This window comes from Lacticaseibacillus suihuaensis, assembly GCF_054785075.1.
This window is the reverse complement of record NZ_BAAGBJ010000011.1, coordinates 20,775-34,141: the sequence shown is the minus strand read 5'-3', so window position 1 is coordinate 34,141 and position 13,367 is coordinate 20,775. Positions and strand designations below refer to the sequence as shown.

General features: G+C 63.4%; 15 protein-coding genes and 1 tRNA gene. 10 read left to right on the top strand and 6 right to left on the bottom strand.

The window, feature by feature from the left end; genetic code table 11:
• Window positions 1–163 precede the first annotated feature (163 nt).
• From trpX to ACYVRZ_RS10045, 4 genes are all read left to right on the top strand, one after another.
• Window positions 164–1,168 (top strand): tryptophan ABC transporter substrate-binding protein, encoded by a 1,005-nt coding sequence (trpX, locus tag ACYVRZ_RS10060; RefSeq protein WP_461226546.1) that lies wholly within the window; start codon window positions 164–166, stop codon window positions 1,166–1,168.
• Window positions 1,165–2,064: an ABC transporter permease gene (locus tag ACYVRZ_RS10055; protein WP_461226544.1), complete on the top strand. Its 900-nt coding sequence runs from the start codon at window positions 1,165–1,167 to the stop codon at window positions 2,062–2,064. The genes trpX and ACYVRZ_RS10055 overlap by 4 nt, the downstream gene beginning before the upstream one ends.
• Window positions 2,057–2,815 carry an ABC transporter ATP-binding protein gene (locus tag ACYVRZ_RS10050; RefSeq protein WP_461226542.1) on the top strand — a complete coding sequence of 253 codons (759 nt, stop codon included), beginning with the start codon at window positions 2,057–2,059 and terminating at the stop codon, window positions 2,813–2,815. The genes ACYVRZ_RS10055 and ACYVRZ_RS10050 overlap by 8 nt, the downstream gene beginning before the upstream one ends.
• Window positions 2,816–2,883: 68 nt before the next feature.
• The gene (locus ACYVRZ_RS10045; RefSeq protein WP_461226540.1) at window positions 2,884–3,342 is read left to right on the top strand and encodes a SprT family protein; all 459 of its coding nucleotides are present in this window, start codon (window positions 2,884–2,886) and stop codon (window positions 3,340–3,342) included.
• Between the two features lie 147 nt (window positions 3,343–3,489).
• Here ACYVRZ_RS10045 and ACYVRZ_RS10040 read toward each other — a convergent pair whose 3' ends face one another.
• Together ACYVRZ_RS10040 and ACYVRZ_RS10035 are read right to left on the bottom strand one after the other, a co-directional pair.
• Entirely contained in the window at window positions 3,490–3,951 is a 462-nt protein-coding gene (locus tag ACYVRZ_RS10040) for a GNAT family N-acetyltransferase (protein WP_461226538.1), read from the bottom strand.
• 9 nt (window positions 3,952–3,960) lie between these two features.
• Window positions 3,961–4,575 carry an ECF transporter S component gene (locus ACYVRZ_RS10035; RefSeq protein ID WP_461226536.1) on the bottom strand — a complete coding sequence of 205 codons (615 nt, stop codon included), beginning with the start codon at window positions 4,573–4,575 and terminating at the stop codon, window positions 3,961–3,963.
• A gap of 134 nt (window positions 4,576–4,709) precedes the next feature.
• Between ACYVRZ_RS10035 and ACYVRZ_RS10030 the strand changes: the two genes are divergently transcribed.
• Window positions 4,710–4,794 (top strand) — tRNA-Leu (locus tag ACYVRZ_RS10030).
• A gap of 150 nt (window positions 4,795–4,944) precedes the next feature.
• Here the strand turns inward: ACYVRZ_RS10030 and ACYVRZ_RS10025 are convergent.
• Window positions 4,945–6,171 carry an MFS transporter gene (locus ACYVRZ_RS10025; RefSeq protein WP_461226534.1) on the bottom strand — a complete coding sequence of 409 codons (1,227 nt, stop codon included), beginning with the start codon at window positions 6,169–6,171 and terminating at the stop codon, window positions 4,945–4,947.
• A 215-nt stretch (window positions 6,172–6,386) separates the two neighbouring features.
• A complete protein-coding gene (locus ACYVRZ_RS10020) occupies window positions 6,387–7,016 on the bottom strand; it encodes a YkyA family protein (RefSeq protein ID WP_461226532.1) in 630 nt (209 codons plus the stop codon).
• A 321-nt stretch (window positions 7,017–7,337) separates the two neighbouring features.
• Between ACYVRZ_RS10020 and ACYVRZ_RS10015 the strand changes: the two genes are divergently transcribed.
• The 3 genes from ACYVRZ_RS10015 (at window position 7,338) to ACYVRZ_RS10005 (ending at window position 9,682) form a co-directional block, all read left to right on the top strand.
• Window positions 7,338–7,538, top strand: a complete 201-nt coding sequence (locus ACYVRZ_RS10015) for a cold-shock protein (RefSeq protein WP_225047708.1) — start codon at window positions 7,338–7,340, stop codon at window positions 7,536–7,538.
• Between the two features lie 142 nt (window positions 7,539–7,680).
• The gene (locus tag ACYVRZ_RS10010) at window positions 7,681–9,045 is read left to right on the top strand and encodes a DUF2252 domain-containing protein (RefSeq protein WP_461226530.1); all 1,365 of its coding nucleotides are present in this window, start codon (window positions 7,681–7,683) and stop codon (window positions 9,043–9,045) included.
• Between the two features lie 238 nt (window positions 9,046–9,283).
• A complete protein-coding gene (locus ACYVRZ_RS10005; RefSeq protein WP_461226528.1) occupies window positions 9,284–9,682 on the top strand; it encodes a hypothetical protein in 399 nt (132 codons plus the stop codon).
• A 69-nt stretch (window positions 9,683–9,751) separates the two neighbouring features.
• Here ACYVRZ_RS10005 and ACYVRZ_RS10000 read toward each other — a convergent pair whose 3' ends face one another.
• On the bottom strand, window positions 9,752–10,807 hold the full coding sequence (locus ACYVRZ_RS10000; protein WP_461226526.1) for an LCP family protein: 1,056 nt from the start codon (window positions 10,805–10,807) through the stop codon (window positions 9,752–9,754).
• A gap of 162 nt (window positions 10,808–10,969) precedes the next feature.
• Window positions 10,970–11,719, bottom strand: coding sequence for an ion channel (locus tag ACYVRZ_RS09995; RefSeq protein ID WP_461226524.1), 750 nt, complete (start codon window positions 11,717–11,719; stop codon window positions 10,970–10,972).
• A gap of 158 nt (window positions 11,720–11,877) precedes the next feature.
• On the opposite strand from ACYVRZ_RS09995, the gene ACYVRZ_RS09990 reads away from it, so the two are divergent.
• Both ACYVRZ_RS09990 and ACYVRZ_RS09985 read left to right on the top strand, forming a co-directional pair.
• Complete coding sequence (locus tag ACYVRZ_RS09990; protein WP_461226522.1) at window positions 11,878–12,873, top strand: YihY/virulence factor BrkB family protein; 996 nt, start codon at window positions 11,878–11,880, stop codon at window positions 12,871–12,873.
• A complete protein-coding gene (locus ACYVRZ_RS09985) occupies window positions 12,860–13,270 on the top strand; it encodes a GtrA family protein (RefSeq protein ID WP_461226520.1) in 411 nt (136 codons plus the stop codon). Before ACYVRZ_RS09990 ends, ACYVRZ_RS09985 begins: the two co-directional genes overlap by 14 nt.
• The last annotated feature ends 97 nt before the right edge of the window (window positions 13,271–13,367 follow it).

Below are 13,367 nucleotides of genomic sequence, written 5' to 3'. Positions count from 1 at the left end.
CCTGCCAGACGCGCAGGTTGTGTCTATGTTGGCTTCCGTTTTGTCCGCATAGACACCCACAGACTGGGGCTATGCGGACTTTTGTGTTTTTCGGCAGATCTTCGCAATGGCGGGGACCTGCCGTTTTTTGTCACCGGAGCCAAGGATTAGGGAGAATAAAACCATGAAAAGAATGATTGCATTAGTTGTTGCCTTGCTCGCCTTCATCGGCATCGCCTACGCGGTGACCAGCCACAACGACGCCCAACCCGCTGCCAAAAAAGCCGCGGTGCCGACCGTCGGCATCCTGCAGATGATGAGCCACCCGGCGCTGGATCAGATCCACAAGGGCATCCTGCAGGGCCTCAAGGATGAGGGCTACACCGTCGGCAAGGACGTCAAAATCGACTTCCAAAACGCCGAAAACGACCAGAGCAACATGAAGACGATGTCCGAGCGCTTCATCAACGAGAAGGCTAACGTCGTCGTCGGCATCGCGACGCCGGCCGCCCAGGCGCTGGCCAACGCGACTAAGAAGACGCCGATCATCCTCGGTGCGATTACCGACCCCAAGGGCGCCAAGCTGGTCAAGAGCAACACCAAGCCCGGTGGCAACATCACCGGCGTCTCCGACCAGGCCCCGATCGACGCGCAGTTGAAGTTGATCCGGCAGCTGATGCCCAAGGCCAAGGTGCTGGGCGTGATTGCGACCTCCAGCGACGACTCCGCGCAGACGCAGGCCAAGATGGTCGATGAGAAGGCCGCCAAGTACGGCTTCACCGTCAAGGACTTCGGCATCAGTTCGACCAACGACCTGAACCAGGTCGCCGGCGAAATGGCCAGCCAGGTCGATGCCGTATTCGTCCCGACCGACAACACCATCGCCAGCGCCATGCAGACGCTGGTCGCCGCGACCAACGCCAAGAAGATTCCGGTTTTCCCAACCGTTGACACGATGGTCAAGGACGGCGGCTTGGCCACGATCGGCCTGAACCAGTTCCACCTCGGCGTCTCAACTGGTAAAATGGTAGCGGCCGCGCTCAAGGGTAAGAAGCCGGCCGCCACGCCGATCCACTTCGAAACCACCGGTGACCTGGTCGTCAACCTCAAGGTGGCCGAGAAGCTGGGCATCACGATTCCCGACAGCGTGGTTACGAAGGCAGAAAAGAACGGAGAAGTGATCAAATGAGTTTAGGCGTTTCCGCAATCGGGCAGGGCCTCTTGTACGGGCTGCTCGGCGTCGGGTTGTTCCTGACGTTTCGCATCCTGGATTTTCCGGATATGACGGTTGAAGGGACCTTTCCCTTCGGCGCCGCCGTCGCGGTGTCGGCCATCACCCACGGGATTCACCCGGTTGTGGCGACGCTGTTGGCGATGCTGGCCGGGATGCTGGCCGGGCTGACCACCGGGCTTTTGTCCACCAAGGGCCACATTCCGGTGCTTTTGGCCGGCATTCTGGTGATGACCGGGCTGTTTTCGATCAACTTACGCGTGATGGGCCGGGCGAACCTGTCTTTGCTCAATCAGCGCAACCTGTTTGACAACCCGTTTCTCAAGTCGCTGCCGGTTTACGCCGACAGCGTGGTGGTCGGCGCCGTGGTCTGCGCGGTGGTGGTCGCGCTGTTGATCGCCTTTTTGAACACGCAGCTCGGCCAGGGCTTCATCGCCGCCGGGGATAACCCGACGATGGCGCGGAGCCTGGGCATCAACCCGGCCCATCAGCAGGTGCTGGGGCTGACCATCGGCAACGGGCTGATCGGCCTGTCCGGCGGCCTGATCGCCCAAAACAACGGCTATGCCGACGTCAACATGGGCATCGGCGTGATCGTCATCGGCCTGGCCGCCATCATCATCGGCGAGGTGGTCTTCGGCCAGCTCAGCCTGAGCCAGCGGCTGGTCGCCACGGTGCTCGGCAGCGTGCTGTACCGCTTCGTGCTGTTGATCGTGTTGAAGCTCGGGTTCGCCCCGGACGATCTGAAGGTGATTTCCGCCGTTGTTTTGGCCGTGGCGATCGCCGTGCCGCAAGTCGAGTCGCGCCTGCGCATTCGCCGGGTGCTGAGAAACGGGGTGACCAACAATGGCTGAGGTGCAGCTGCAACTGCAACACGTACAGGTCAACGTCGCGGTCGGTGAGGCCGTGCGACCGCTACTCAACGACATCTCGCTTGACGTCGCGCCCGGCGATTTTGTCACGGTGCTGGGCAACAACGGCGCCGGCAAGTCGACGCTGTTCAACGCGATCACCGGCGACAAGCCGCTGGCCGGCGGCACCGTCACCTTGGCCGGCACCGACATCTCCCGCCTGGCCCCGGAAAAACGGGCCAGGCTGATCGCCCGGGTCTTCCAGGATCCGAAGATGGGCACCGCACCGCGCATGAGCGTCGCCGAGAACCTCGCGCTGGCCACGCGCCGCGGGGCTCGCCTGACGCTGGCGCCGCGCAACCTGCGAGGGCAGCTCGCCGCCTTCAAGCGGCTGGCCGCCGAAACCGGCAACGGCCTGGACGCCGCGCTGGACAAGCCGACCGAGCAGCTGTCCGGCGGCCAGCGCCAGGCGCTGAGCCTCTTGATGGCCACGATGCGCCGCCCCGAGCTGTTGCTGCTCGACGAACACACCGCGGCGCTTGACCCCCGCACCAGCGCCGCCATCATGGCGCTGACGTCACAGATTGTCGCCCGTGAGCACCTGACCTGCTTGATGATCACCCACCAGCTGGAGGACGCGCTGAAATACGGCAACCGCCTGATCGTCCTGGACGCCGGCCGCATCGTCGCCGATTACGACCAGGCGGCCAAGGCCAAGCTGACCCAGGCCGACCTGCTGCAGTACTTCGGCTGAGGGTCACCCAGTCACGCCCAAAGCGGCCGCGTCGTGCGGTCGCTTTTTGGTGGCCAGAAAGGAGCAGTATGACTCAAGACGAGTTGCAAGCGCTGGTGGAAAACATTTCGCAAACCTGGTTTCACCGGCCGTTCGTCAACCGCGCCACGTTCAACCGCCGGCTCAAAACCACCGGCGGCCGCTTCATGCTGGCCAGCTCCGACCTGGAGTTCAACCCCACGCTGTTTGCCGCGGCCGACCCCACGGTGCAGGCTGGCATCATCAAACACGAGCTGTGCCACTACCACCTGTACCGGCTGCACCGCGGGTACCGGCACCAGGACGCCGACTTCAAGGCGCTTTTGGCGGCCGTGTCCGGGCTGCGCTACGCCCCGCGGCTGACGCCGCCGTCTGCGCCGCGCTACGTCTACGCCTGCACGGCCTGTGGCCTGCGCTACCCGCGGCAGCGCCGCATCGACCTGCGCCGCCTGCGCTGCGGCCGCTGCGGGGCCCGGCTGCGGCTGGTCAGCGGTCCCACCCCAGCGTGATTCGAAGTGGTTGCGGGGGTCATGGACCGCGGCCGCCGGCGACGTGAGACCGCGACCAGCCAGCCGAGACCCGCGACCAAGCCAAACGAAGACCCGACCGCGGGTGCTGATGCAGCCGCGGTCGGGTCTTCTTGAGTTCGGTGTCCATCACGGCCGCTTGCGCAACGTCAGGTTCTCCGTGGCGTAGCCCAGGCTCGCGTAGAACTGCCGTGCGGCCTGGTTGGCACCCAAGACGTCCAGCTGGATGAAGTCGAGGCGCTGGGCCTGTTGCCAGGCCGCCACCGCCGCCATCAGCTGGCGACCGAAGCCGCGGTGGCGAGCCGCCGGGGTGACGTAAAGCGCGGCGACATAGGCGAAGCGGTGTGGCATGGCCTCCGGCTCTACGCCGGTTTCGGCCGTGACCACCAAGGCAAAACCCTGCAGCCGCTCGGCTTCAGCCGCCACCAGCACGGTGCTGGCTGGGTCTTGGCTGTAGTCGCGAAACATCGCGGGGTCCGGCACACTCAACGGCTGCAGGACCTGCGGCGCAAGGCTTGCCATCTCTGTAGTCAGTGCCTGGTACATGGCGGCGACGGTCGCCGCCTCGCCGACAGTTGCGGGTCGAATCATGAGGGCCTCCTAACGCCGGCGCCGGCGCTTGGCATCGGTCAGCACCAGCCCGAGCAGTGGGGTGACCACCGCGGCCATGGCGGCCTCGGCGACCGCGTTGATCGCAAACGCGGTGATCAGCAGCCACCCGAGGTTTTGGGCGTTAGCACCGGGTACCACCGCGTTGGCCCTGCCGGCGAAAAACAGCCAGGTGAAGGCGATGACCAAAAGGGTGTTGGTCAAGGCCCCGCAGATGCCGGCCAGGCTCATTTTGAGACCGGCCGAACGGCGGTTGTCGGCCGCTTGGCTCAGCGCGGCGAACACCAAGGCGGCGACGACGCCGACCGCCACGCGCGGCACAATCGCGATGACGGGGTTTTGGAAGAGCAGGAGGGTCATCGGGTCGGTGGCGCCGGTGTAGGCCTTGATCAGGCTGACAACGCCCCACAGCAGCCCGAGGCCGGCGCCGCCGCGAACGCCCAGCAGGACGCCGCCGAGGATCACGGTGAGGTGAATGGTGGAAATCGCCGGCCACATCGGAAACAGCCGGATGTAGCCGATCATCGGGATGTAGGCCTGCAGGATGATCAAGGCGCCGAACACGCCCATGACGCTGATCATGTAAGATGAGTTCTTGTGTGTCATGATGCACCTCCGTGTGCCAAAATTGTAGCAGACCGCACCGCGTTTGGCGAGCGTTGCGTCCACCCGAAATATTACAAAAGTCGTTGACATTAGTCCGCACACCTAATATACTATTTCTTGTGCTTATGAGTCATGCGGGCATGGCGGAACTGGTAGACGCGCAAGATTAAGGATCTTGTGGGCATTGCGCCCGTGGAAGTTCGAGTCTTCTTGCCCGCAGCGCAGGTCGCAACCGATTATGGTTGCGACTTTTTTTGTGTCCTGGCGCTGGCCTGGGCCTTGCGGCGGGGTGGGGTGTGAGCCGCGGCTCACGCCAAAAAAATTCCCGCCAGTCAGGCTGGCGGGACAAGGTTTTCGGCGGGAAGGCAGTCAGGCCTCGCCGGGCAGCTTCAGCACCGTGGCCATCAGGCTGGCGGCCGCGAACACGAGGCCGATGACGACCAGGACGGCCTGGCTGCTGATGCCGATGAACAGCGAGACAATCGCCGGCCCCAAAAGGTTGCTCAGGCCGGAGCCCAAGTTCAGCGCGGTGACGCCGGTTTCCAGGTCCGAAGGCAGCAGGCTGGGGATAATCGCCGACAGGGGGCAAAAGCCGGCCATGCCGATTGCGTAGGCCAAAAACGGCAGGTACAGGGCCAGCGCGTTGTGGCCCAAAAGTGGCGGCAACAAAAGCAGGCCGAACGCCCCCAGCGAGCAGAAGGTGCCGGCGAAGGCCACGACCGTTTTGCGCCAGCCGATGCGGTCGCCGATCCAGCCGAACAGGTAATCCAGCGGAATATTGACCGCGTTGGCGACGCTCCAGGCGATCAGCCACTCGCTCAAAGAAAAGCCGAACTGGGCGAGGTAAACCGGCACCACGATCACGAAGCCGAACTTGCCGATGTCGTTGGTGCCCTTGACCAAGACCCCGACGGCCACGCGCCAAGACGTCGCGATGGTGCGTAGCTGGTGCCACAGCACGGCAAACAGGTTGGTGGCCGGGCCGTGTACCGGCAGTCGGTCGCGGTTGACGACCAGCGCTAGCACCGCGCCGAGCCCGACCCCCAGCAGGCCGGCCCAGATCACATTGACCTCACCGATCAGGGGAATCAGCGCGTTGGCCAACAGCGGCCCGACGATGACGAAGCCGAGGGCAAAAAAAATCCAAAACCAAGACACCGCCTGGCCCAGCGTGGCCTTTTGGGCGCGGTAGTTGACCCACACCAAAAACGAGTAGGCGAACAGCGGATAGGCGGCACCGCGCAGCGCGTAAAGCACCAAGAGCCCCCAGGCGCTGTGCGTCGGCAGGGCCCACCAAAGCAGCGGGACGGTGGCCGCCACCGACACGCCGGTACCCAGCCACATCATGCCGCGAACGCCGAGCAGCCGGGTGCCGACGCCGCTCATGCAGGCGGCGATGGTGACCACCAGGCCGTAGCAGGTGAAAACGGTGCTGGCAAACCCGGCGCCGAAGCCTTGGTGAATCAGGTAGGTCGAAAACCAGCTTTGCTCGATCGACGTGCCGAGGATGAAAAAGAACAGGCCGGCAAAGCCCCAGGCAATCTGGTGGGGTAGCCCCACGCGGTCGAGGCGAGCGGCAAATGTTGAGTCAGTCATGGTAAGCGGGATCTCCAGTTTCTTGGATTTCGTAAACGCTTCCTAATGTAGCAAAAAAGCCTCGCAGATTCAAGCGAGGCTTGCGGGTTGGGCAGGTTGATTGGGGGTTGGCCGTCGAGGCGGCGCGGCGGTTGGCAGCGGGTCCCGGTTTGGCGCCGCGGGGCCCCGGCCGCCAGCGGTCGCGGCCGGGCCGTGTGACCGGGGTGGGTTACCGGTCAGTCCATTTTGGCGATTGCCTTGGCCAGGGCCTTAGCCTGAACGGTGACCGTCTGTAAGTTGGCCGTGACGATTTCGGCCTGCTGGGCCAGCGAGCTGTCGTACTGGTTCAGCCGCGTCAGCGCCGTGTCGATGTCGCCTTGGGTCTGGCTTTGCGCAACGGCGGTGAAAAAGTCGCTTTCCGCGGCGCCAAGTTCCTTGTAGTACGCGTCGAAGGTCTTGTGGTCGAGCTTGGCCAGCTTCAGGCCGTTCAAGGCGTCGCTCAACGCGGCGGTCGGCAGGTTCGCGTTGGTCTGGGTCCGGGCCTTGATCAACGTCGTGGTCGCGTCCTCAATCTCCTTTTGCGCCGCCTCCAGCTTCTGGTAGGCCGCATCCCGCCTTGCGATCAGCCGAGAGACGCCGCCTGCGTTTTTGAAGTCCTGCTTCGGGGCCTTTTGGTAGGCCTTTTGGAACGTGGAAGGGAAGGCGCTGGCGGCGGTCGTGATCGCGTCTAGCGCCTGATTCTCCTTGGCCACCTGGGTGATGACCGTCTGCGTGGCGTCTTTCATCTGCGCCTTTTGGTCGAACACCTTGGCCGAACAGCCCACCAGAATGCACAAGCTGGCGACAAGAACCGCGATTTTCTTCATGATGAGCCCCCCTTGATTGCTTTAATCGTAGCCGATTTTGCGCGGAATTGCTAGCGCCTGTGCCGCAAAATAAAAACGCCACCATTTTGGCAATATTTATTCACAAATATTAACATAGACACATCGTATCCAGTTGGGGACCGAAACAGGGGTGGTATCCCCAAAAATTGCTATCGGTTCGCCAAACTTGAATGGTTTCTTAGATGGTGCTAGAATCTAAGAGTACTTTTGAGCGGCGCGGCTTGGGGCAGTCTTCGACGCGGCCGCGCCGCTCGATTGGGCAAGACGATCATGCGCATGGCGCAAGGAGGATGTTCACTCATGGAACACGGCACAGTAAAATGGTTCAACGCAGAAAAAGGTTACGGCTTCATCACCCGCGAGGACGGGTCCGATGTGTTCGTTCACTTCTCTGCGATTCAAGGGGACGGCTACAAGACGCTTGACGAAGGTCAGGCCGTGACGTTCGAAGTCGAACAAAGCGACCGTGGGCCACAGGCGGTCAACGTCAACAAAGCCTAATTGCCGTTAACGGCCTTGGCCGGGGGGAAACCTCCGGCCATTTTTGTGTGGCGGCGCGATCCGAGCGCAAAACCGGTTGCGCCGCCGGCCGCGATGCGGTAGCGTGGAGACACATGCGGGACAAGCAGACGGGAGGGTCATGATGCGCAAAGAAATGATTCAGGAATTAGGCAAACTGGCGGGGCAGTCGGCCAATCAAAACATCGCGGCGCTTGCGGCAGAGGGCCGCAAGCGGCGGGCGGTCGTGCCGCTGGCTGGGTTGGGGCGGCGGCCGGTAATCGAGCGGGATCCGGTCGCCTTCATCGACGCCACGGAATCCAAGCTGATTCCCGCGCTATTGCCGCAGCGCCACGCCCGAATGGCGCAAAGCCCGGCCGCCTTTTTCCGCGGCACCGCCGAGCTAATGGCCTACGACCTCAGCCACGAGGTCGCCTCGGGCATTCGGGTGCTGTGCTCTGGGGATGCGCATCTGCAAAACTTCGGCTTCTACGCGTCGCCCGAGCGCAACCTCTTGTTTGACCTCAACGACTTCGACGAGGCCGCGCCGAACCCCTTCGAGTTCGATGTCAAGCGGCTGGTGACCTCGGTCTACCTGCTGGGGGCCCAGAACCACTACGACGAAGCCGCGCTCGACCACCTGGCCGTTAGGGTGGCCAAGACCTACCGCAAGACGCTCAAAAAGGCCTTCAAAACCGGCGCCTTGACGCGCTTTTACGCCTCAAGCGCCGTGCGGGACCTGACCGCGGCCCTGCCGGATCAGGCGGATGTGGCCTTTGTCGAGCGCATCAGCGACAAGGCGCAGGGGCGCGACAACGAATCCGTGGTGGCCAAGTACACCGAGGTGGTCAACGGCCAGCTGCGCTTCAAGGTGGCGCCGCCGCGCTCCGCTCGCGTCTCCGCCGCGACTCAGGCGGCCCTGGTCGCCGCGATTGGCGACTACCAACACACCACCCGGGCCGACGTCGCGCTGCTGTTGGCCCAGTACCGCGTCACCGACCTGATTCGCCACAGCGTGGGCATCGGCAGCTTCGGCACCACCTGCTACCTGGTGTTGATGACCGGGCTGGGTGGCTCGCACCTAGTGTTGCAGGTGAAAGAGGCGCTGCCGCGCAGGCGCGAGCTGACTGCCGGACCGCGCGTCGACTTGGCCCGTGAGGTCAGCGAGGGCCAGCGCATCATCGCCTCCCAGCAGATTTTGCAAAAGGCCTCAGATCCCTTCCTGGGCTGGCTCAGCCTGGGCGACAAGAGCTTCTACGTTCGCCAGTTCCGCGACATGAAGGAATCGATCGACGTGACCGCGCTGAGCTTCTCCCAGTTCACCGCGTATTGCCGCATCACCGGCTACCTGCTGGCGATGGCCCACGCCCAAAGCCCGACCGCGGCGATCGCCGACGGTTACCTGAACCACGACTTCGACGCCGCCATTCAGCACTGGGCCAAGGGTTACCTGGGGCAGGTGATCGACGACTACGCGGCCTTCATCGCCCGTTACGCCCCGGCCAAGTGAGCCGGCTCGCCAGCGGTGCGGTCGCGACCCGGTTCTCGGCCGAAGGAGAGGGCGCCAGCCAGTGCCTCGGCGGTCGGCCGCTGAGTCGACCGCGGCCATCGAGCCACGGTATTTTTCGTGCGGCCATCGGGTCGGGTGTTTTTCACAAGCGCCAGATTTGGCAACGCAGGGCTTGGCTCGTAGACTGAGCGTTGGGGCCGGCGTGGGTCGGCCGAGACCGAGTTGGGGAGGCCAAACAATGGCACAAGTCGAGTTGATGACGCTGAACGCGCGGCTGGCGGCCTACACGCCGCGGCTGGTGGTGACGGAGCCGGCGGTGGTGGCGCTGGTGTTTGCACTGTCGAACCGGTGGCGCGGTGACGTGGTGTACGAGGATCGCGGCGGCGGGTTGGCGACCGCGCAGCTGACGGCCACCGCCTTTCACCAGGCCCTGGCCGCGCAGCTGGCGGTTGCGGCGCCAGGGGAGCTGACCCTTGAGGTGAATCAGGTCAAAAACGCGGCCTACTTCACCCAAGACGGCGAGGGGTTGCGCGAGCTGTTTCGCCTGGCGCCGGTGTACCGCCTGACGCTGGCACGGCCGCAGGCGCTTGAGCTGACCTGGCGTGGTCTGGCGGCGCGGCCGGGCGGCTGGCTGTAGGCGGTGACGCTTGGCGGTTCGGGAGACACAACAGGGGCGGCAATCGGATGATTGCCGCCCCTGTTGGCGTCACTGCGCGGTGTCGTAAATGGTGTAGGTCGGATTGTTTTGATCTTTCCAGTTGAAGCCATGGGCAGTGTTTTGCGCGTTTTGTTTGGTGTTGTAGTTATCAAGCACCACCGGCGAGAGCCCGAGCTCCTGCCGCGCGGCGTCTGAGACCTTCTGCAGGTCGGCCGTGGCCGGTACCTGGTAGGAGCCGCCGTTGATGTAGGCGCCGAGGCCTTGCAGAATCTGCTTGCGGATCGTGCCGGCCGCGCCGCGGTAGTTCTCGGCAATCGTGACCATTTCGTCGAAGGTCAGGTCGGTTCGCATGCTGGTGGTCAAGGAGGCCATCACGGACTTGTAGTTGGTCAAGGAGCTGGTGGACAAAAGCTTCTTCACAATCTGCGTGATCACTTCCTGCTGGCGCTGCTGGCGGCCGTAGTCACCCAGCGGATCCTCGTGGCGCATCCGGGCGTAGGCCAGCGCCTGGGTACCGTTGAGGTGAGCCGGGCCCTTTTTGAACGAGCCATGGGCGTCGGCGTCGGTCCAGGAGAACTTGACGTTGACGTCGATGCCGCCGACCGCGTCGACGATTTTCGACAGCCCGGCCATGTTGACCAGCACGTAGTAGTTGATCGGCACCTCGATCAGGTCCTTGACGGCCTTGATGGCGGTATCGACTTTGCCGAAGGTGTAAGCGGCGTTGATCTTGGTGAAGCCACTGTACATGGCCGTGTTGACGCTCACCAAGGTGTCGCGCGGAATGCTGTACATCGTGGTGCGTTTCTTTTGGGGGTTGATGGTGACCACGATCATCGAATCGGTGCGGCCGGTGTCGGTACGGCCGAACGCGCCGGTGTCCGTCCCCATGAGCAAAATGCTGATGGGCTTGCGGTCGGCGAGGTGAACGGTGGCCTTTTTGGTCTCTTTGGTTTTGACGTACGTTGAATCCACCGCGGTTTTGGTCTGCGAGTACAGGCGCAAAGCGTAGCCGCCAACCAGCGCAAGCGCGGTCAGCGCCACCAAAAGCACGAGTTTAACGACCCGCCGGCGTGGCGGTGTCGGGGTGTTGCTCCTACTCATACGGAAAGTCCTCCCACTGTAAGCTTCCTGTATTTTACTAGATTAACGCCTAAAAAGCTTCATTAAAGCGGTAAAGTAACGTAAATGTTAAGAAGTGATGCCGTCGCGCTTGGCTCGCACCGTCACGCCACCCGGCAGTGCGGCCCGTCGCGACGGCGCCGCCTAAGGCAGCAGTCGCCTTTTTTGCGCCTGGAGCTCGGGCTTGGTAATCACGCCGGCGCGGTAGAGCTGGTCGTACTTGAGCAGCTCGTCGGCGGGGCTTGCCGTCGGCGCTCGGGCTTGGGTGAAGTAGGCGGTAATCGAACTGGTCAGGGTACCGATCAAGCCGATCCCGGTGAACATCAAGATCACGGCGACGGTGCGGCCGAGCAGGGTGTGCGGCGCGATGTCGCCGTACCCCACGGTGGTCGCGGTGACAATCGCCCACCACAGGCCATTGGCAAAGTCGGTGTGTTCCGCGTAGGCGTAGACGCAAGTCGCGACCAGAATCAGCCCGGCGGAGAGGCCGAGGTAGTAGATCAGGCCACCGCCGCGCAAAAAGCGCATCAGCCGCCGGCGAAATTTGGCCGTCGCGCGGTGGACCCGCCCGGCCAGGGTGGCCTGGGCGGTGCGAACGCTGTGGGCCAGCCGGCTGAGGTGAGCCGGCGACATCACGCGGTCGGTGGGTACCAAGGCCGACAGGCGAAAGGTGTTGGTGGCCAGCATCGTCGCCTTGGCGTGGGCCATCGCCAGTCGCACCAGGTAGTCGCTGGCGAACACCAGTAGGATCACGGTCAGCAGGATGCGCCCCGGCACCGCGTTGAGGTGGATCCAGTTCAGCCAATCCAGGCCGATCAAGGCTAGCGCGACCACCGAGGCGATCGTCAGGGCGAGGTTGTACAGGCGAAAGAAGCGAGTGAGTGTTGGGTGCATGGTTTCACCTCCCAATTTTATCGAGTCTAGCATAGTCCCATTCCCCAGGCGGCGCCATTTTGAGCGCGGGGCTTAAGGAAAAAGCAAACGGCCGCCGCCAATCTGGTATAATGAAAACAACTATGAAAGGCGACCACACGAACGGAAGGGGTGATTCGGTGACCAAAGAAAGTGACGCACTGCGGCTGGTCCGGCCGACCAAGCCGGTCAAGGCCGTCCCGGTGAGCGACCGCGCCAGCCTGCCGCTGGCCGCCCAAAAGCTCTCCGCCAAGGCCAAGGCCAAGGCGGTGTTGCGCCTGATCGTCCAGCGCGTGTTTGCCGCCGAGCTGGGGCCGACCTCGGCCTCTTTGGCCTACTACACGCTGCTGTCGCTGTTTCCCATGCTGATCACGCTGGGGAACCTGCTGCCGGTGTTTGGGCTCAACTACGACGGCGTGTCCTCGTACTTGGCGCAGGTGATCCCAGAAGACATCATGGCCTTCATCAACCCGGTGATTCACAACCTGCTGGTGTCGACCAGCGGTGGGGTGCTGTCGATCGGGGCGGTGGCCACCCTGTGGGCGGCCAGCCTCGGCGTCGACGGGCTGAAGAACGGCTTCAACAAGGCTTACGGCGTGACGCCGCCGCAGAACTTTCTGATTCAGCGGCTGCTGTCGATGGGGCTGTTCATCATCTTGATTGTGGCGCTGGGAGCCGTGATGGTCGCCTTCACCTTCGGCCGCCAGTTCCTGGAGTGGCTGGTGCCGCTGCTGGGGCTGTCCGACGCGTGGCTTGAGACCTTCAACACCTGGCGCTGGCCTGTGACCCTGGTGGCGCTGGTTGTGGTGATCTCAAGCATCGACTACTTTTTGCCCAACGCCAAAATCAAGTTTCGTACCATCATCCCCGGGACGATTTTCACCATCGTCGCCTGGCTGGCGCTGTCGCAGCTGTTCGCCATTTACATGCGGTACTTTGGCACCCGCTTCAACTCCTACGGCACCATCGGCACGTTCATGGTGCTGCTGTTGTGGCTGAACTTCAGCGCGATGATGTGGTTGTTCGGCGCCGTGATCAACGCGGTGGTCGCCGAGTACTACACCGGGCGGCTGCACCACTCGCGCGGCAAGGTGCGAGACTTCGTCAAAAGGCGGCGAGCCCATGTGGCGCCGTAGCTGGGCGTGGGGCGTGGCCCATCGCGAGCCCTTGCTTTACCTGTGGTTCGGCGCCTGGACGACGGTGGTCAACATCTTGGTGTTCTGGGTGGCGCAACACGGGTTGGGCTGGCGCTGGGCGGCGGCGAACTTTTGGGCGTGGAGTGCGGCCGTGCTGTTCGCCTTTGCCACCAATCGCCGCTACGTCTTCACGGTATCGAGTCGTGGCGCCTGGGCCGTGGGGCGTGAGCTGGCCCGGTTCGTTATGGCCCGGCTGGCGACGCTGGCGCTTGATTACGCCTGCATGTGGGGGCTGATCGCGGGGCTTCGCGTCGGCGACCTGGGGGCGAAGCTCGTGACGCAGGTGGTGGTCATCTTGGCCAATTACGCCTTGAGCAAGTGGCTGGTTTTCAGGTGAAAACGGTTGGCGGAAGCGTTCCGCCGGCCGTTTTTTGGCGTTGGGTGGGGCGAGGCTGGTACGATGGAGGAGAGTCCCTTAACCCGACAAGGAGGTC